General features: G+C 31.2%; 18 protein-coding genes. 6 read left to right on the top strand and 12 right to left on the bottom strand.

Translation table 11 applies throughout. The features are described from left to right. Positions 1–19 precede the first annotated feature (19 nt). Positions 20–985 (top strand): tryptophan--tRNA ligase, encoded by a 966-nt coding sequence (gene trpS / locus C4S75_RS05370; protein ID WP_105297301.1) that lies wholly within the window; start codon positions 20–22, stop codon positions 983–985. Positions 986–1165: 180 nt separating this feature from the next. On the opposite strand, the gene C4S75_RS05365 is transcribed toward trpS, so the two are convergent. From C4S75_RS05365 to lnt, 11 genes are all read right to left on the bottom strand, one after another. Next, entirely contained in the window at positions 1166–1834 is a 669-nt protein-coding gene (locus C4S75_RS05365) for a GIN domain-containing protein (protein ID WP_105297300.1), read from the bottom strand. 99 nt (positions 1835–1933) lie between these two features. Continuing rightward, complete coding sequence (locus tag C4S75_RS05360) at positions 1934–2293, bottom strand: arsenate reductase family protein (RefSeq protein WP_105297299.1); 360 nt, start codon at positions 2291–2293, stop codon at positions 1934–1936. A 1067-nt stretch (positions 2294–3360) separates the two neighbouring features. Then, positions 3361–6636 carry a DEAD/DEAH box helicase gene (locus C4S75_RS05355; protein WP_105297298.1) on the bottom strand — a complete coding sequence of 1092 codons (3276 nt, stop codon included), beginning with the start codon at positions 6634–6636 and terminating at the stop codon, positions 3361–3363. A 409-nt stretch (positions 6637–7045) separates the two neighbouring features. Next, the gene (gene mnmE, locus C4S75_RS05350) at positions 7046–8419 is read right to left on the bottom strand and encodes a tRNA uridine-5-carboxymethylaminomethyl(34) synthesis GTPase MnmE (RefSeq protein ID WP_105297297.1); all 1374 of its coding nucleotides are present in this window, start codon (positions 8417–8419) and stop codon (positions 7046–7048) included. 20 nt (positions 8420–8439) lie between these two features. Then, positions 8440–9036, bottom strand: coding sequence for a peptide deformylase (gene def / locus C4S75_RS05345; protein WP_105297296.1), 597 nt, complete (start codon positions 9034–9036; stop codon positions 8440–8442). Positions 9037–9040: 4 nt separating this feature from the next. After that, positions 9041–9523, bottom strand: a complete 483-nt coding sequence (locus C4S75_RS05340; RefSeq protein WP_146105569.1) for a hypothetical protein — start codon at positions 9521–9523, stop codon at positions 9041–9043. A gap of 23 nt (positions 9524–9546) precedes the next feature. Further along, positions 9547–10503 carry a signal recognition particle-docking protein FtsY gene (gene ftsY / locus C4S75_RS05335; protein ID WP_105297294.1) on the bottom strand — a complete coding sequence of 319 codons (957 nt, stop codon included), beginning with the start codon at positions 10501–10503 and terminating at the stop codon, positions 9547–9549. A gap of 92 nt (positions 10504–10595) precedes the next feature. Then, positions 10596–10748, bottom strand: coding sequence for a DUF4295 domain-containing protein (locus C4S75_RS05330; RefSeq protein ID WP_105297293.1), 153 nt, complete (start codon positions 10746–10748; stop codon positions 10596–10598). Between the two features lie 12 nt (positions 10749–10760). After that, entirely contained in the window at positions 10761–10943 is a 183-nt protein-coding gene (gene rpmG / locus C4S75_RS05325) for a 50S ribosomal protein L33 (RefSeq protein WP_055425117.1), read from the bottom strand. A gap of 14 nt (positions 10944–10957) precedes the next feature. After that, complete coding sequence (rpmB, locus tag C4S75_RS05320; protein ID WP_055425116.1) at positions 10958–11197, bottom strand: 50S ribosomal protein L28; 240 nt, start codon at positions 11195–11197, stop codon at positions 10958–10960. Positions 11198–11283: 86 nt separating this feature from the next. Beyond that, positions 11284–12942, bottom strand: coding sequence for an apolipoprotein N-acyltransferase (lnt, locus tag C4S75_RS05315; RefSeq protein ID WP_105297292.1), 1659 nt, complete (start codon positions 12940–12942; stop codon positions 11284–11286). A gap of 47 nt (positions 12943–12989) precedes the next feature. Here lnt and C4S75_RS05310 point away from each other — a divergent pair, with 47 nt between their 5' ends. The 4 genes from C4S75_RS05310 to mgtE all read left to right on the top strand — a co-directional run bounded on the left by C4S75_RS05310 (position 12990) and on the right by mgtE (position 17164). After that, positions 12990–13568 (top strand): rhodanese-like domain-containing protein, encoded by a 579-nt coding sequence (locus C4S75_RS05310; protein ID WP_105297291.1) that lies wholly within the window; start codon positions 12990–12992, stop codon positions 13566–13568. Between the two features lie 24 nt (positions 13569–13592). Continuing rightward, the gene (locus C4S75_RS05305; RefSeq protein WP_146105568.1) at positions 13593–14300 is read left to right on the top strand and encodes a hypothetical protein; all 708 of its coding nucleotides are present in this window, start codon (positions 13593–13595) and stop codon (positions 14298–14300) included. A 165-nt stretch (positions 14301–14465) separates the two neighbouring features. Then, entirely contained in the window at positions 14466–15731 is a 1266-nt protein-coding gene (locus C4S75_RS05300; protein WP_105297289.1) for a DUF2130 domain-containing protein, read from the top strand. A gap of 95 nt (positions 15732–15826) precedes the next feature. Next, a complete protein-coding gene (gene mgtE / locus C4S75_RS05295) occupies positions 15827–17164 on the top strand; it encodes a magnesium transporter (RefSeq protein ID WP_105297288.1) in 1338 nt (445 codons plus the stop codon). A gap of 2 nt (positions 17165–17166) precedes the next feature. Here mgtE and C4S75_RS05290 read toward each other — a convergent pair whose 3' ends face one another. Beyond that, complete coding sequence (locus C4S75_RS05290; protein WP_105297287.1) at positions 17167–18213, bottom strand: ABC transporter substrate-binding protein; 1047 nt, start codon at positions 18211–18213, stop codon at positions 17167–17169. Between the two features lie 433 nt (positions 18214–18646). Here C4S75_RS05290 and C4S75_RS05285 point away from each other — a divergent pair. After that, a partial coding sequence (locus C4S75_RS05285; RefSeq protein WP_146105567.1) for a leucine-rich repeat domain-containing protein occupies positions 18647–20645 on the top strand: 1999 nt, incomplete at its 3' end.

Below are 20645 nucleotides of genomic sequence, written 5' to 3'. Positions count from 1 at the left end.
TATCATATAAAATATACACATGAGAGTTTTAACAGGCATACAAAGTACGGGTACTCCACATTTAGGCAATATATTAGGAGCCATTGCACCGGCTATTAAGCTAAGCAAGAATCCTTCTAATGAATCATTTTTCTTTATTGCCAATTTGCATTCCATGACGCAAATTAAAGATGCTGAAGTCCTTAAACAAAATACGTATGAAATAGCGGCAACCTGGCTCGCATGTGGTTTGGATATTTCCAAAACTTATTTTTACAGACAATCAGACATCCCCGAAGTAACAGAACTTATGTGGTATATGCTTTGTTATTTCCCTTATAGCCGTTTGGCTCTGGCGCATGGTTTTAAAGATAAAGCAGATCGTTTGGAAGATGTAAATTCCGGACTATTTACTTATCCTATGCTTATGGCTGCGGATATTCTTTTATACGATGCACAAATCGTTCCGGTAGGTAAAGATCAATTGCAGCATTTGGAGATGACTAGAGATGTCGCTCAAAAATTTAATCACGTACACGGCGATGTTTTGGTAGTCCCTGAAGCCAAAATTCAGGAAAATACAATGTATGTACCCGGAACTGATGGAAATAAAATGAGTAAATCCAGAGGAAATACCATTCAAATTTTTGCCCCTGAAAAAGAGTTAAAAAAACAAATTATGTCTATTGTAACCGATTCTACTCCACTGGAAGAACCTAAAAATCCGGATACATGTAATGCGTTTTCAATATTTAAGTTGGTAGCCACTCCTGAAGAAGTGGAAAATATGAGAGAAAACTACTTAGCCGGTGGTTACGGATACGGACATGCTAAAAATGAATTATTTAAAGTTCTTCTACGTGAATTTGGTGAGGCCAGAGAAAAATATAATTATTATATGAATCATATTGAGGAACTTGAGAATATTCTTAAAGAAGGTGCTGAAAAAACAAAAAGCATAGCATCTGAAACACTGAAAAGAGTTAGAAAGTCTTTACAATTTTAAAACTTTTCAAAAAAAATTGCAGCAAAAAGATCTTTTGCTACAATTTAAACTAAACTAATTAAACTAATATTTAAATTCTTGTGTAAAAGGATACAATTTTAGTTTAATTATTTTTTTCCTGCAATTCTTTATAATAGATTTTATCTATAGCTATATTTAATATTTTTATATAAGCCATATTTAGTATATATTCACATATCCGCCCTCGATATCTTTTTTAACAACTTCCGCTCCTCCATAGACATTAATATCTCCCCCATCTTTTATTTTGGTTTCAACTAATCCATTAGAATAAACAGATGCTGTTCCTCCGGAAGTAACTGCTACTGCAATTTTGTTAGAGCCGACTTCTTTTGCATCGTAAGTGCCCCCGGATGTAATTTTAATATTTTGATGGTTTGCCAATCCTGAAATTTTGATTTCTCCTCCGGATTTTAGCTTGGCATGTATTTTGTTTACTCCAACAAGAACGGTAATCTTCGAACCTTCAGTAACCCCAATATTTAAAAGATTTTCTTCTAATTTGTCATGACCGGTTATTGTTGATCCTTCGTAAGCATGTATATTATTTAACTTTTTATAGTATACCTTTACGTTTACCTCATCGTCGTTCTCTAATTTCAACGTATCCATTCTAATAATTAATTCTCCGCCTTTTTTAACGATTTTTACGTCATCTTTTTTTACTCCGTTGATCTCTACTTTTTCTTCCGGTGAAGAAAGTAACGTCACAGGAATTTTATCATAAACACGCAAAACAGTAAAACTTCTTAAATTTTTAACGATTGCCTGAGCAGAAACAATCTGTATAAAAATTATCGCAAATAAAACAAATAAAAATTTCTTCATATACTTTTTTGAGATAGAATTCAATAATTAAGCCATAACTTCATTATGATTACTATATTATCAATAAGTATATTCTTATAAGGGGTATTGATGATTAGTTTAGCCTAGTAATGCTTTTTTCCATTCTTCTTCTTTAAATCCTACTAAAATACTAGAATCACTTATCACTAAGGGACGTTTTACCAACATTCCATCGGTAGATAGAAGTGATAAGAGTTCATCCTCGCTGCTCGTCTTTACTTTTTCTTTAAGGTTTAATTCTTTATACAGTTTGCCTGACCTATTAAAAAATTTATTTATGGGCAATCCTGATCTTTGATACCATTCTTTTAATTCTTCTTTCGTTGGTCGTTCTTTTGCTATATTTCTTTCTTTAAATTCTATGGTATTATCTTGCAACCATTTAATTGCTTTTTTACATGTGCTGCATGTGGGATAGCATAAAATTAATATTTCCATTTCTTATTTTTTTATGAAGTCAAATTTACTTTTTTTATGTGTCTAAAGTCTATTAGTAATAGTTTAAAAATTAGCAAAGGGGTAATTATTTAAATTTAGCCGGATCATTAGCTTTCAATTAAACCGGCTTTAAATATTGCTAATTTGATCAAATTAAGTAAATCTGATTAAAATTTTATTATCACAATACAAAAACCGCTTTTTTATTATAACGTCAACAATAATGATTCACGTTATGATTCTAAGGTAAAATAGTTTTTTTAAAATGGCCTTTTAAAAAATAGAATGCCGGAATTTTCTATTTAATTGAACAAATCAATAACTCTCCTTTATCTTATCATCTATCTTCTTTTGAAAATGTAGCTCTATTTACATCAGATAATTTATCAATATTTCCTTTATTTTGCCCAACTGCTCCTACATTCATTATCGTGGAATTTCAACTTATTTATTAAATTAATCTAATTCAACTACTTTCATTGATTTTATCCTTGTACTTCCTTCGTATAATTCTATTTTATATAAAAGATATTTAGTTTTTATACTATAAATATTTTTTTTGTACGATTAATATAATAAAATTTTTAGTTTTTGAATGGAAGTTTATTTATAACGTTATCAAATTGAAAGTAATAAGATATCTTCTGAAGTTAACTATTAATTATAAATATAAAAAACTATTATGAAGTTGTGTATTTTTTTGAATTTGATTTCAAATTAAAATTAATTTTAATCATTTTCAATAAGTCAATAATTCAAACCCCTTAGTTATGACTGGATATATTACTTTTTTATTTTATTGATTTAAATAATTTAAGATAAAAAGTTAAAAATTAATTATTAAGAATTTGGGTAGATATAGTATAGGAAATAATCAGAAGGTAAAATATTCCCTTAATCCTTATGTTGAAAGGGATTTATTTGCTGATTTTTCTATTTAAATCTTTTTATGCTTCAGTTTAACTCCCAATACAGAAATCAACTTTATACATCAATAATGGATTATTTTATAAGTAGTAACACATTTAGCGAAAATATTTATTGTTTTAATAGTAAATAATTAAAATTTACACATTAGATATAACCTTTAAATCAATATTTCCTTCTTTTTTTAGATGATTTGCTGTAACACCCAATAAATGTAATATCGGTTGAGAAACTTGTCTTTTAGAAATACTTGGTTGTACTATATAAATATCAAATTTCAATGGTTTTATTTTTGAAATTTCACAAAATTTAACTAAGTCGTTAAGTGTACCTTTTCTTAAACGAGTCGCTCCTTTTTTATTCTTTTTATTTTCTCTTTTTATTAATCTATTAAAAATATCTTCATTTCTTTCTTTATGTCTCCATATTAATGATTTTTGAGTTTGACCGCACACTTCATACAAATTTTTTATATCATTTGATACTCTACCTTCTAAAGCATATTTAAGATGGTACAAATTAATTCTAATAATATCATTCTCATTTTTTATTGTTACTATATCTGCTATCTCTCCGCTATTGTCATCATTAAATACAACATCATAATCTTCTAAAATAAATTTTTCAATACAAAAGTATTGTATTGATTCTTGATTTAATTTTTCAAAACCTTCTGATTCATCTTTTATCGATACACCTGTCCAATCCCAAACAATTAACTCTTCTTTCGGGAAATCAACAATATCTTCTTTGAAAACCACATAATCATTCCCGTGCAAGTATGCTCCATTATTAAGCCATATAATTGGTGGATATTCATTAAAAAATTGCTCAAGTTCAATTGTACTATTTTTTATCATTACCTGAGCACTAATCAATTTATCGATCTTTACTATTTTAAATAAATATTCTTCCTCTTCCCTTATTTTTCTTTTTGAAAATTTTATTTCAAAAAGAATTGTTTTATAATCAGTATTTAGTGTAAATTCTAGTTTATTAGAATTTTCATTAAAAACTATATTCAACTCTGTATTAGATAAATCGTATTGATTACTACCATCGATAATAAAATATAAACCATTTTCTATCCTGTAAACATCTGGATCCCAATCTGCTGTAATTGCTACTGCATCTGGTTTTTTACATATTTTTTTTGGCTTTATTGTGTTTTTAAATAAAATTTCATCTCCGTCTATATTTTTATTAGACAATTTAATACCAATATCATCACACCATCGTATAAATGAATTTATTCTACCTCTTGAATATGACCATATTCTACCTTTTCTTGATGCCCCTATAGACACAAACTCTCCATTTTCAAATCCTCTACCAAACAAATTGTTATTTATCCCTGATTTTTCTTCTGATAATGATAACCCTTCTTGAACTCCCCGTCCATAATATGATTGAAAAGTAATATTCTTTCCTAGACCTTTTCTTAATCCTAAATTAAAAACTTTCAAACGGTCAATTTGATAAAATGATTTAAAAACATCTTTATCTTTTATTAGTGAAACATCCTCAGAGATACTATCAGCTAAATCTTTATGCAAGCTCACTTTATCTGAAGAATGAATAAATAATAAATTATTTTTCGATTCCCAATATACAATATAAATATCCCAATCAACAGCATAAACATCTTTAGATTTACTCCAATCAACAGGCTTTTTACTTCCTAAAAGAGCCATTATAATCTTCTTTTTACGATTTATATCATAAAATTTATAATCATAATTTTCATATCCTCTGATCCCCTTCTTAAAATTACCCGGATTCCAAGTATCAGTATTATTTTTATATACAACAGTACTAAAAGCTGGTCTGATTTCTTGTAGAGGTATAATAAATTCTTCTAAATTATCAAATCCTTCTAAAAACTCTTTTAAATCAATTTGTTCTTGTGTGGCTTGTAAACTTAAATTAGGTAAAATTGTATTCCAATTAGATTCCCTAGTATATAACATACTTAAAACATCATCAATATTTGGTTGATACAAATTTGCTATAAAACTTGCATTTCCTAAATTATTATCTTTATTCGTTCGAGTAAACCTACCTGCAAATTGTAACGTAATTGGCAAACTCTTTTTTACATCGTGGAATGCTGCTATCTTTAATTCAGGCAAATCAAATCCTTCCCCTAACATATCAACACAAATAATAATTTTATGCTTTTTATTAATAATGTTTTGTTTAACTTGATTTAGATTATCAACATCAGAATGAATAACTATAGGAGCAAGATCTGAATATTGTTCATAGTAATTTTTAAATACGTAATCTGCTCTCTGATGATTTTTGCATCTTGCCATTAATATATGATCATATCCTTTATTTAAATCTTCTCTTAATCTCGCAACAGCTTTTTCCGAAATTTTTTTATCAGCTTCTTCTAGTTCGTATTCTGTAACTGGGATAAAATCAATTTGTTTGAAATACCCTTGTTCTTGTGCTTCTTTTAATGAAAAATTATAAACGATTTTCCCATCAAGTATTTTTCCATCATTTCTATAAGGTGTAGCTGTAAATTGTACTACTTTTCTTTTTTCGAATGAACTAATGAAATTATTCCAATTATTTGCTTTTGAATGATGAGCTTCATCAATAAACAAATGTGTAAACTTATGAGAAATTAATTCAATTTCTTCACTACTTAAACTTGATAATAAATTCATTGTTGAAATTACAACATTACATTTACTCAAAAAATTTGTTAGCTCTTCAATAGTTTTAAATCCAGAATTTATAACACCTACAATTGGATACATTGCTTCGCTATCTAAAATACTAAAATTATTTATATCTCTTTTCTTTAACCAACCAAAATCGATAAATTTATTTGCTAATTGACTCCTTAATGCATCTGAAGGAACTGTAACTAAAAGTTTATTACATTTATTTGCAACTAAAACAGACAACATTGTTTCAGTTTTCCCCGTTCCTGTAGGCAAAATAACATTGGCAATATCTTTAGCATTTGTTAAATGACCTAAAATAGAATGTATTGCACCAATTTGTGGTTTTCTTAGCCCTAAAACACCATTACTAATATCCTCCTGCTTAAAATTAAATTTACCTTCCCAAGTACTTATAATATCTTGTGGAGTATACACTTTGTTTAATGGATGTTTTATCCACTTTATAGCTTGAATTGTAGAATTATCAATATCAAGTTGAGTAAAACTTTTTACTAATAGAATATATTCGTGGACTTCTGAAGTATAATTTTTGTCCGTTGTAAAAAAATATTCAATGTTATTTTCATCTTTTAGAACTAATTTATTTCTGTTCCTTGAAACAAGAGTAAGATCTTTATTTATTTTTTCAGAGATTAAATGATTAATAAAATTTTTTTTCGAAAGACCATCAAATTTAAATTCTTTAATAAGAGAAGGTAAAGTAATTTTCATAAAAATAGGTTTTATGCAAATGTACAAAAAACTATTTATCCCATAGCTCTATTTATCTATATATCAACTAATATTAGGTAGAATCTAAAATCAAAAATTGTAAAGAAGAAATTACCATATATCCCATTATTTTATCTCCCTGTTTATTAAAATGGATTACTTTTACCATATCTTTTGGAAACTCATTCCAATCGATAATAACATCAATACTTTCTTCTTTATATAAGTTTATAAATTCGACATTGTTTAGATTACTTATTAATTATAAAAGATAATAATTAACCATTAAGAATTTGGGAAGAAAAAGTATAGGATAAGAAACAATCAGAAAGAAAAATATTTCCGTAACCCGCATTTAGAAAAGGATTTATTTTATGATTGTTTCTCTTGGATTTTTTGATGCCCCAGCCTATTTACCGATACAAAATTTACCAAAAATATTTCCTAACAGTTCATCATTAGAAACTTGTCCCACGATTTCCCCCAGGGCTTCCAACGCACGTCGCAAATCAATGGCAATCAATTCGCTGCTTAATCCGTTTTGTAAACCTTCTTTACATAAAAGTAAAGATTCTCGCGCACGAATCAAAGCATTCACATGACGTACATTAGTTACAATTGTTTGAGAAGTAGACTTTTGAGATTCTATATACGAATACATGTTTTCTTTAAGTTCTAAAAGATCAGGATTTTGCTTAACAGAAACCATCAGTACTGTATATCTTTGTAAAATTTCATTGGGAATTTCAGAAACATTGAATTCTCTATTCTTATCCAGCTTAGTTAAACATACAATGATAGATACGTCTGCTCTCTGAAATTTTACAAGATCAGATTTTATCTCATCCCAATTTAACTCTGTTACATCTGCCAAATATAATATAATTGAGGCTTCCTTGGCCTTTTCCAAAGCCTTGGCTACCCCGATAGCTTCTATTTGATCTTCTGTTTCCCGTAATCCCGCCGTATCTATAAACCGAAATTGAATACCATTAATAACTAACGATTCTTCAATGGTATCGCGAGTAGTTCCCGCAATATCGCTAACGATAGCCCTTTCCTCCTGTAATAAAGCATTTAACAAGGTTGATTTTCCCGCATTTGGCTTTCCTAGAATAGTAACCGGAACCCCGTTTTTAAGAGCATTTCCGTAAGAAAATGATTCGATTAAAGGATTAATAACCCCTAAAATCTTATCCATCAATAGTACTAATTGAGAACGATCGGCAAATTCAACATCTTCCTCTGAAAAATCCAATTCCAGCTCCAAAAGTGAGGCTAAATCTAATAATTCAACTCGTAATTCCTTGAGAAGAGAGGAAAATCCCCCCCGCATTTGTGATAAAGCCATGTCGTGACTGGCTTTATTTTCCGCAGAAATTAAATCGGCAACTGCCTCGGCCTGACTTAAATCTATACGTCCATTAAGAAAAGCGCGTTGTGTAAATTCACCGGCCAGAGCCAATCGACACCCTTTTTTAAGTAATAAGGAAAGAATTTGCTGTTCAATATATTGGGATCCGTGACATGTGATTTCTACCAAATTTTCTGCGGTAAAAGTTTTAGGAGCTAAAAAGACGGAAACCATCACTTCATCAATCGTTTCACTTTCATCTTTAATAAAACCATAATGAACCGTATGAGAAGGTACCTCATTTAGATTTTTACCCTTAAAAACAGAATTAACTAAAGAGATTGAATTTTTACCGGAAACTCTGAAAATTCCTAATGCCCCTGTTCCCGGTGGAGTAGCTAATGCACAAATAGTATCTTCAAACAACATTACTATAGATAATAAAAAAACTAGTTAGGTTTACAAAGTTTATCAATATAAAGATTTCCTTGCAGGTGATCGAATTCATGTTGAAAAATAGTACCGGTATAATCTTCGGCGCGGCTTCCACCTAAAAATTTATGAACAACCTTTTTTTCATTTTGGTCCGTATATTCCACCTCAATCCAGGCATAACGTTGCGAAGCTCCATATCGGTTAGGTACGGATAAACATCCGTCATTCTGAAAACATAGTAATTCGGTAGAATGGGAAATAATTCGCGGATTAATAGCAACTTCTACCGTTTTTTCTTCCTTATCCAATCGATAAAATAAAAAAACATTTCGATTTACTCCAATTTGAGGTGCTGCAATTCCTACTCCGTTTTCTTCCAACATAGTTAAGTACAGCTTCTTTATCAGCTGCTCCAAATCTTTATTATTGTGTATTTTTTTTATTCGTTTAGAAGGTTTTCTAACAATCAGTGAATCCTCTTTGTGATTTATCTTTAAAACTCTTGCCGGAGAGTCGGGAGACTGATAAATAATTGCTTTCTCTGAAGAGGTAAAACAACTTCCGCAAGATGTTAGTATGACAAACAATGCCAGATATGCTATTTTATACATTTTTTTAAGGTTTGAGTTTTTTTGGGTTGTTGATTTTTATGAGTATTTTATTTTTACTATCCAGAAGTGTAGAAAAAAACTCGTTCATTTTTTGGAACTCTTCTGAATCCTGAGGATTAATAAAAGAATATTCCTTACCGGAACATAAGACTATCTTGTATTTAATATCTTTCCCATCATACAAAAGTTTACTTTCACCGCTTTTAATTTTTTCAAGTAAATGAATATCTAAAGTAGATTCTAATTTTTTCCAAACGTCTTCAGGGGTTTTTTCCAGCTCTTTTGCGCTTGTGTTCGTTCTTCTGATAATTGAATGATACGAACTATTCTCTTGAGTAATCATAAAAGATTCTTCCCAACCATTCATCCCTCCGTAATTAGAATACTCAACTTTGCAAAGTTTATCCTTGCTAACCGTTTTAGGTTGCTGAGATTTACAAGCAAAGCAAGTAACCAGCATGATAACTAAATAGATAATTCTTTTCACTTTAGAATGAAATGCTTAAACTTTTAATTTTTTTTGAAAAAGCTGTCTACAAACTCATATTTATTAAAGGGTTGGAGATCTTCCATTTTTTCGCCCACACCAATATATTTTACCGGAATTTTAAATTGGTCGGATATACCGATCACTACTCCTCCTTTGGCTGTACCGTCCAATTTGGTAACCGCTAAAGCACTAACTTCGGTAGCTGCCGTAAATTGTTTGGCCTGTTCAAATGCATTTTGTCCGGTGGAACCGTCTAATACCAATAATATTTCATGAGGAGCATCGGGAATTACTTTTTGCATAACTCTTTTTATTTTACTAAGCTCATTCATTAAATTAACTTTATTATGCAAACGTCCCGCAGTATCAATTAATACCACATCTGCCCCTTGCGCTTTGGCAGATTGAACGGTATCAAAAGCCACAGAAGCAGGATCTGATCCCATGCTCTGTTTAATTATTGGAACCCCTACCCTTTCAGACCATATGACTAATTGATCTACGGCTGCCGCTCGGAACGTATCCGCAGCTCCTAATATAACTTTCTTTCCTTGTTGTTTAAATTGATAAGCAAGTTTTCCTATAGTCGTTGTTTTTCCAACTCCATTAACTCCCACTACCATGATAACGTACGGTTTTTTATCCTCCGGAATTTCAAATTCAGAATCAGAACTTTTATTTTCTGCCAATAAATTCATAATTTCTTCTTTTAGAATTTGATCTAATTCCGAAGTGTTCATAAATTTATCTCTGGCAACCCGTTCTTCTATTTTTTTTATTATTTTAAGTGTGGTTTCAATCCCTACATCCGAAGAAATCAGCACTTCTTCCAATTCATCAAGAACCTCATCATCGACTTTACTTTTTCCTGCAATAGCTCTCCCAATTTTATCAAAAAAAGATCGGCTAGATTTTTCCAATCCCTTGTCTAATGTTTCTTTTTTCTCTTTTCCGAAAATTTTCTTAAACCAACTCATATAGGATATATAATATAACAAAAATAAAAAAAAAATCATTCACAATGAAGTGAATGATTTTTTTAAAACCTTAAAAACCTATGTTATGAAAACTATTTCTGTTTTAAAAATGTGTCTACGTTATCCGCATTCACAACTTTTTCTTCAAAAACGTAAGCCCCGGATTTAGGAGACTTAACCATTTTGATCACTTTGGTCATTTTTTTAGATTCTGTACGTAATGTTGCTACAACCTTCTTTGCCATGACTAAAATTTATTATTTAATTTCTTTGTGTATAGTATATTTTTTTAACACCGGATTGAATTTTTTCAATTCAATTCGTTCCGGAGTATTCTTTTTGTTCTTAGTTGTTATATAACGAGACACTCCCGGCATTCCACTCTCTTTATGCTCAGTACATTCTAAAATTACTTGTACTCTATTACCTTTCTTTGCCATTTTAATTTTAATTTTTAGTAATTGATAAGACCTTGTTTACGAGCTCTAGCTACAGCTTCTTCAATTCCTATTTTATCTATAATTCTTAAACCATGTGCAGATACTTTTAAAAATACCCAAGCATCTTCTGATGGTAAATAGAATTTTTTCTCCATCAAATTTATTTCAAAACGTCTTTTTGTTTTGTTATTGGCGTGCGACACATTATTTCCTACCATTGCACGCTTTCCTGTTATTTGACAAATTCTAGCCATTATCTTAAATCTAAATAATATTCTTTTTCCTTGAATCGGGTTGCAAATTAACAAATTATTTTTGACTCTACCAACTTTTTTACTTTTTATTTTTTGATATTGTGTTTCCTTTTTAGGGCATTCTTATTTATTTTATTTAAAACGGTTTTGGATATCGCATAAGCCAATAATATTCCGGCCAACAGCAATGCCAATCTGGCGATTACATCGCCGTATTTCACATAAGTTGTAAGTGAAGTATTTAAATTAATGTCACGCCTTAAAGCCCCCCGTTTTCCATAGTCTAATTTTTCCACGATATCTCCCCGTTGGTTTATAAATGCTGAAATTCCACTATTGGCTGAGCGCCCTATATCTCTTCTGGTTTCAATGGCTCGTAATCGCGCATATGCCAACAACTGCTTATGTCCTTGCGAATCACTCCACCAAGAGTCATTGGTCATTATAAATAAAGCGTTAGCTCCTTTTTTCACGAATTCTCCGACGTATTCTCCATATATGCTTTCATAACATATTATGGGAGCGGCTTTTAATCGATTCTTCGAATTTGTGAATATAGTCGGATGATCTTGTGTTCCTAAACTTTCCATAGATCCGCCAAAATTCATCATATACTCTCCCAGTATAGGCTTTAATACGGATGCATAAGGGAAATGCTCTACTCCTACCACTAATTTTGACTTATTATAATATTCAACCGGATCATTCAAATTTACCTGTACGGCAGAATTATAAAGATCAATCCATTGATTATACCGTTTGAGATAACGGGCTGTAGGAGTTTGTTGTAGGGTAAAATATTCAGCTAACGATCCCCCCGATACTAAACTTAAATGAGGATAATTTTTCAGCCATTGCTTTATTTGAGTTATGTAGATATCGTTTTCAAGATTGTTTACCATTACAAATCCATTTCCCGGAAAAGCGGTTTCAGGAGCAACTACAAATTGTGTGGCAGGGGTTATTTCTTTATCTACTGTTTGTAATAACTCTTGAAGAATTACAGTCCCGTCCAAACGATACTTATCGGCATATGGGTCAAGTGCCGGTTGGGCTAAAACCACTTCTATTTTTTCAAAAGCTTTTTCATGATACGATTGATATCTAAGGAGGGAAATAGCCAGGGGAATTCCTATAATGGCCAGGTTATAGCATAGAGATTTCCATATATAGGTTTTATTATGCGTAACTTGATAAGCTCGTAGGTAATAAAAGAATATCAGGTTTGCTGTTAATACCCATAAAGTTCCGCCCAAAGTGCCGGTTACTTCATACCATTGAATGGTTTCAGGATAATTGGCAAAGGCATTTCCTAAATTCAGCCAGGGCCATGACATTTCCCAAGTTAGATGAAATTTTTCAAAGCAGATCCAAAGGGTTGGAAAGAAAATAATTCCAAAGCGAGTACCTGTTTTTCTTTTTACAAAATGAAAAAAAGTAAAAACGAAAGCCATTAACAAGCTGTTTACGAATAGAGGAAACAAAAATGCCATCCAAGAATGGGACCCGTCCGGATTCTGTGCAAAATGTAACCATTGGGTTGCTCCCCAGTTCCAAAGTAAAAAGGTCAAATAGGACCATCCAAAAACCTTCCAATCGGAGAATTTTTCTTTTTTTACAGTAATATCATGTTCAACCAATAAAAGGGGAACAAAAGCAATAAACAGCAAAAAGGGAAAGCCATAGGTAGGCCAAGACAGAGCAAGAAGCAATCCACTGACTATTGCCGGAATAAATCTTTTCATATACTTGTAAAAATAGTTATTTTTGAGTTTTTAAACGCTTCAAATCTATGAATAAATTATTTTTTATAGTTCTGTTCTCCTTGATTTTACTTTCATGTAAAACTCATCACAGGGAATCAGTGAATACCTATACTACTCCACCCGAAGTAGGAATTCTTACTTCCGATTTACCCAGATACAGCAAACCTCCGGCATCCGTAAATCCTGTTAAATTAGATGAGTCTCTTTATTCTTTAAAAAAAGACAGCATAGTTACTTCTGAAGATACCGTTTCTTCTCCCTCCCATACAATTAATAGAGAAAATCCTTTAATTCAAACAGTTCCGGTATCCACCTTTTCATGGGAAATAGGAATACGCCAAACGCAGATTGTTGATGTACGAACACTAGTTGAATACAAAAGTGGCCATATATATGATGCTGTTAATATGAGTGTAGACGATCCCAGTTTTGAAAACCAAATTCAAGAATTAGATAAAAACAGTCCGGTAGCCGTTTATTGTAAATCCGGAATACGAAGTTTTTATGCGGCTAATGTTTTAAAAGATCATGGGTTTCAAATCATTTATAATTTAGACGGCGGGCTTAACAACTGGTTGAAAAATGGAAAGGAACTTGTAAAGTAAAAAATAATTATAATCATAAAATATATGAAGTCTATATCAAAAATCTTAATTCTATGTTATTCTATTGTTTTACTTATAAGTTGTTCCATACGCGAGGAAATTACACTCAATCCTGAAGGCAATCTTACGTATTCTTATATGATCGATGCCGGTGAATTTATGAAAATTATGCCCGATAGTCTGAATAAAGGCATTTATAAAGATACTCTAATTTCATTCAACAACTTACTTACTCAAAAAAAGGATAGCATATCAAGATTATCGCTCGAGAATCAAAAAAAGTTAGAAGCACTTAAGCCCCTATTTATCAAAGTGCACCAAGATGAAAAGAAAGGGGAATTTTATGTATTGATTTACGGGGATTTTACCAATAGTGCGTCTTTAAATTCCGCTCTCGCCGCTTTAAATTCTATTGATAATTCAAAAAACAACCCTTCCAAAAACATGGAATTTCTCACCAACTCTACTTTTCATTGGAACGGCAACGTATTTAGTAAAAAGTCCGTGAAATCCGAAAGTTTAAAAAATGATTCTTTGGCTCAAAGCATTCTTCCCTTATTTACCGGTGGTACTTTTAAAACTATTTATACGTTTCCGAAAGAAATAAAGAAAGTAAACAATTCTTCGGCCGTAATTTCTCAAGACAAAAAAAGTCTTTCTATGGTATTTGATGCTTCCGAGTATTTGGCTGCTCCTCAAAAAACGGATTTAAAAGTGGAGTTGGTAAAATAATTACATAATAAATTAGTACTTAGTACAATTTTTATTTTATACTTCTTGCAATGAAGTAACATGAAGCCGGTTTCAGTTGTAAAATCTAAGACAGCCTCCTAGTAACTCATTTACATTTATTTACATATTTTGTACCTTTGCGTTGTTAAATAGTAAATGTGTACTATGAATTCTCAAACTCAGATAAAATGCCCGAATTGTGGAAATGTAATTGATGTAAATGATATTCTTAAACATCAATTAGAGGAATCCATAAAGAAAGAATACCAAGAAAAATTTCTTTCTTCTCAAAAAGAGCTTCAAGAAAAAAACAATTTATTGGAGCGGCAAAAAGAAGAATTTGAGGCCAAGAAAAAGAAAGAGAATGAAATTTTTCAGGAAAGACTCTCGAAAATAACCAAAGAAAAGACTCTTGAAATTGAAAGTTATCTGAAAAAGAAAATTGAGGAAGAGAATCAAGAACGCATTTTTCTTTATGAAAAAGAATTAGCCGAAAAATCTGAAAAGCTTCAAGAATTAAATAAGATGCAAGCGGAGATTTTCAAATTAAGTAGAGAAAAAGAAGAGTTGAAAGCCGTTTTTGAAGCAGAAGCTCAAAAAAAATTAAATGATGAACTTCTACGAGAAAGAGAAAAAATTCGCAAACAAGAAAATGAAAAAAATGAGTTAAAGTTTAAGGAGTTACTTAAACAACTGGAAGATCAGAAAAGGCTCACCGAAGAAATGAAGCGAAAACAAGAACAAGGATCCATGCAATTGCAGGGAGAAGTTCAGGAATTAGCTATTGAAGAATGGTTAGCTCAAAATTTTCCTTTAGATACTATCAACGAAATAAAAAAAGGGGTCCGTGGTGCCGACTGCCTTCAAATTGTAAATACCCGTGAAATCCAAAATTGCGGTTCAATTTATTATGAAAGTAAAAGAACTAAAGATTTCCAAAACTCATGGATTGAAAAATTCAAAAATGATATTCGTGAGAAAAAAGCAAATACCGGGGTTCTTATTACTGAAGTAATGCCTTCAGACATGGACCGAATGGGAATGAAAGAGGGCATTTGGATTTGTACCTATAATGAATTTAAGGGGTTGAGTGCCGTTTTAAGACATTCTATCATTCAATTCAGCACCATTATCAAATCCCAAGAAAATAAAGGCGATAAGATGGAAATGCTCTACGATTTTCTTACCGGAAATGAATTCCGTTTACGTATTGAAGGTATTGTAGAAGGATTTACTCAAATGCAAGATGAGCTTAGTAAAGAAAAAAGGGCTATGATGAATATATGGTCCAAACGGGAAAAGCAAATCGAAAAGGTAATAGAAAATACAATTTCCATGTACGGCTCCATTAAAGGAATAGCAGGAAATGCAATTCAAAATATACAGGCTTTAGAATTAAATTCTGACGAAACCTTAGGCTTTGATGAATAAATAATATACACAATACTAAAAAATATGCTTCTTTATATATAATTTAGAATTATATTTGCAGTACTCTTCAATAACATAACCTAAAAAAAAAGTCTATGGAAAAAAATATCTTTGAAGGCACTCCTATTGAAGATCTTCACCCAAATGACATCGCAGAACAACTTGAAGAGCTTTCCGAAAAAGATCGGATTTTAAACTTTTTTCTGCTTCCTCGTAATCAAAAAACGGATGTTTTTACGTATTTAGACCCTAAAATCCAACAAGAATTGTTGCATGGTTTAGGTAAAAAAGACATTGCCGACTTGTTAAACGAAATGGCTCCGGATGACCGTACAGAATTTTTTGTAGATCTGCCGGATGATCTCATTAAAAACACCATAAACTTATTAGACGAAAACGAGAGAAAAATTGCTTTACAGCTTTTAGGATATCCGGAAGACAGCGTAGGTCGTTTGATGACGCCAAATTATATACAAGCTAAAAAATACTGGACGGTCAAACATACCTTACAACATATTAAAAAATTTGGAAGGAAAGCAGAAACTCTAAATTTCATTTACATTGTCGATGAGAATGACAAGTTACTGGATGACATTAAAATAGGAAAGTTATTACTTGCTGATGATGACAGTAAATTGGAAGAATTGGGAGATGACAATTTCATTGCTTTAAAAAGCATGATGAACCAGGAGGATGCTATTCACGTTTTTGAAGATTATGACCGAAGTACCCTTCCCGTTATTTCCGAAACCGGGGTATTGGTTGGTATAGTTACCGTGGATGATATCTTGGATATTGTTAAGGAACGAGATACGGAAGATATACAAAAATTTGGTGGAGTGGAAGCTTTGGATATTCCTTATCGTGATACTCCACTTTTAACTTTATTTAGAAAACGGGCCGGATGGTTAATCATACTTTTTCTTGGAGAAATGCTTACCGCCAGTGCCATGGTCCATTTTGAAGAGGAAATTGAAAAAGCCGTGGTTTTAGCCCTTTTTGTACCTCTAATTATCTCCAGTGGGGGAAATTCCGGATCTCAAGCGGCTACCCTGATTATACGGGCTATGGCTTTGCATGAAATCAAATTGAAAGACTGGTGGTACGTTATGAAAAAAGAAATTTTTTCGGGTCTCTTATTAGGGATCACTTTAGGAGTAATTGGTTTCATCAGAATACTTATATGGCAAAATCTTAATTTTTACGATTATGGGCCTCATTGGCTGCTCATCGGAATTACGGTAGCCACTTCGCTTATCGGAATTGTATTATGGGGAACTCTTTCCGGTTCAATGATTCCTTTTATTTTACGTTTATTTAAATTGGACCCTGCTACCTCCTCTGCTCCTTTTGTGGCAACGATGGTAGACGTAACCGGATTAATTATTTATTTTACTATTGCTTCTCTTATTTTAAGCGGTGTGTTACTTTAAGTTTATTCTAATTTCCGTAAATACGTCAATTGGTATTCAGGAACTAATTCGGGATGTATGATTTTAATGAGATCCGATAATACTTTATCCGCATAAATGCTACCGTACTCGTAGTAGTCATTAGCGAGTGATTGGTTTTCTTTGTTATTTAATGCATATACGTTTCCTGATTGATACGCTTTAAACCATGCATAGTTTGTATTGGAATTTAACAAATCTCTTTTGGATTTAAAATTACCGGTTCCTATCCATAAATCGGCATTTTTAGCTTTACTTAGGACTTCTTCAAAAGTCATGGGAACCGATCCTGAATTTGTATTATCCTGCCATAGATAATGAGCTCCTGCATCTCTGAAAAGTGTAGCTAGAAAGCTTTTTCCTCCTGCCATATACCAGGAATCTCCATACATAATTCCGGTAAAAACGGTGGGGTTCGTACTAATATGAGCCGATTTTTCTTTTAAATTTAAATAGTTTTCTTTTACTGTAGAAAAGATGCTGTCGGCCTTTGGGAGCTGTTTAAAAACTCTTCCGAATAGTTTTAGATATTCTGTTTTTCCTAATGGATGCAATTCCATAAATTCTTCTACATAAAGAATTTTAATACCCTGCTTAGACAGTTGATTCAAAATTTTTTCATAATTGGGGTTATGTCCGGATATAATTAAATCCGGTTTTAAAGCTAAGATTTTTTCAAAATTTAACGTTCCGTCATTTCCTATATCTTCGATGGTATTGTTTTTAATTTTTTCTTTGATTTTTGGATTATAGAAATAATGGGGTGAACAAACACCTACAATGGAGTTAATCTCTCCCAATGCATCAATATAGGCCGAGGCGGAAGTAGTAGTAATTACACATCGTTTACTTTTATAATGCTGCGGAAAAACTAAACGACTGCCCGCAGATGTTATAATTAGTTGATTATTTTCATTTTGAATAGAAAAATTAGTTGCGTATTCGTTTTTAGAAGAAACGGATTTTTCTAAAGATTTTCTGCAAGAAAATAAGACAATTGCAAATACACAAAAAATGAATATTTTCCTCATAAACAATTCATGATTTTCGTTACAAAACTACTTAAAGTAAACATTTTTTTAATTTATTATTACACATATTTTATTCTATCAGTATATCGATTAAAATCTTATAATATATTATCCCAAAATTAAGACTTCCTATTTTGAACTTTCCATTATAATCGTTTTTTCATTCATTACTATTTTAAAATTTAAAATCTTTAGTTATATATAATAACATAGAATTTAAATTTAATTGTTTAAACAAAGATTTAATACACTTATAAACATTTTATTTATTATTAAATATTATTATTTTTTTATTCCTTATTCATTATTTTTTAACATAAGTTTTATGATATCAATCACTTTTAATCAAATTATACGTTATTTTTTAAATATATTTGCTTTTATAACTATACTGTTTTTAATTTATTATTGAACGGTTTAACATTTATTTTTTATGAAGAATTTTTTACTTTTTTTATTTTATTTTTTATCCATATTTTTTTTATGGGGCCAAGTAAAGGTCATTGATATGGAAGACCCCGGCAGCTTATCTAAGCTATTAGGTAATGAGTCTAATACGATCACCAATTTAAAGATCACTGGAAGTATAAATCCAGATGATATAAAAACGTTAAATAATATGAAAAAATTAACGGTTTTAGATCTTTCCAACTCTTCGGTTACGGACGGAATACTTCCTAAGGGTGCATTCCAAAGTAATTCCGTTCTAAAAAATATAATTCTCCCCTCCAATATAACTATTATTTCTAAAGAAGCTTTTGAATATGCATATAATATCAGCGTGGATGCTTCTAAATGCTCAAAACTTGAAAATATAGGCGAATATGCTTTTAATGGCGTTAAGGGGAAAGTTGTACTTCCCGACCATTTATTTAAAATTGATTCTTATGCTTTTTCTAAGTTTGGCGGATCTGTTGTTTTACCCGCTGCTTTAATTACTATTGATGATAAGGCTTTTATGGATACCACTATTAAAGAAATTGATCTTACCAAGGCTTCTAATTTACAAACTATTGGAAATTATGCCTTTGCTTCTTGTGTTGGATTAAAAGTTATTGATTTTTCCAAGAATACTAAACTTAATAAAATTGGTAAGTATGCTTTCGGTGAATCTACTTCTTCTTTTTGGTCTAGAACGGCTGCTAAGGTTATTTTGCCTGATAATTTATCTAAAATTGATCCTTTTGCTTTTTCTAAGTTTGGCGGATCTGTCGTTTTACCCACTGCTTTAATTACTATTGATGATAAGGCTTTTATGGATACAGCTATTAAAGAAATTGATCTTGCCAGGGCTTCTAATTTACAAACTATTGGAAATTATGCCTTTGCTTCTTGTGTTGGATTAAAAGTTATTGATTTTTCTAAGAATACTAATCTTAATAAAATTGGTAAGTATGCTTTCGGTGAATCTACTTCTTCTCTTTGGTCTAGAACGGCTGCTAAGGTTATTTTACCTGATAATTTATCTAAAATTGATCCTTTTGCTTTTTCTAAGTTTGGCGGATCTGTCGTTTTACCCGCTGCTTTAATTACTATTGATGATAAGGCTTTTATGGATACCACTATTAAAGAAATTGATCTTACCAAGGCTTCTAATTTACAAACTATTGGAAATTATGCGTTTGCTTCCTGTATTGGATTAAAAGTTATTGATTTTTCTAAGAATACTAATCTTAATAAAATTGGTAAGTATGCTTTCGGTGAATCTATTTCTTCTCTTTGGTCTAGAACGGCTGCTAAGGTTATTTTACCTGATAATTTATCTAAAATTGATCCTTTTGCTTTTTCTAAGTTTGGCGGATCTGTCGTTTTACCCGCTGCTTTAATTACTATTGATGATAAGGCTTTTATGGATACCACTATTAAAGAAATTGATCTTACCAGGGCTTCTAATTTACAAACTATTGGAAATTATGCGTTTGCTTCTTGTGAAGGTTTAAAAGTTATTGATTTTTCTAAAAATACTAATCTTAATAAAATTGGTAAGTATGCTTTTGGTAAATCTGGAACTTATAATTGGGCTAGAACAGCTGCTAAGGTTATTTTACCTGATAATTTATCTAAAATTGATCCGTATGCTTTTTCTCAGTTTGGTGGATCTGTTGTTTTACCCGCTGCTTTAATTACTATTGATGATGAGGCTTTTATGGATACCACTATTAAAGAAATTGATCTTACCAGGGCTTCTAATTTACAAAGTATTGGAAATTATGCGTTTGCTTCTTGTGAAGGTTTAAAAGTTATTGATTTTTCTAAAAATACTAATCTTAATAAAATTGGTAAGTATGCTTTTGGTAAATCTGGAACTTATAACTGGGCTAGAACGGCTGCTAAAGTTATTTTACCCGATAATTTATCTAAAATTGATCCTTATGCTTTTTCTCAGTTTGGTGGATCTGTTGTTTTGCCCGCTGCTTTAATTACTATTGATG

The organism is Apibacter sp. wkB309, from assembly GCF_002964915.1.
GTDB lineage: Bacteria > Bacteroidota > Bacteroidia > Flavobacteriales > Weeksellaceae > Apibacter.
This window is presented reverse-complemented; position numbering and strand designations above follow the sequence as displayed.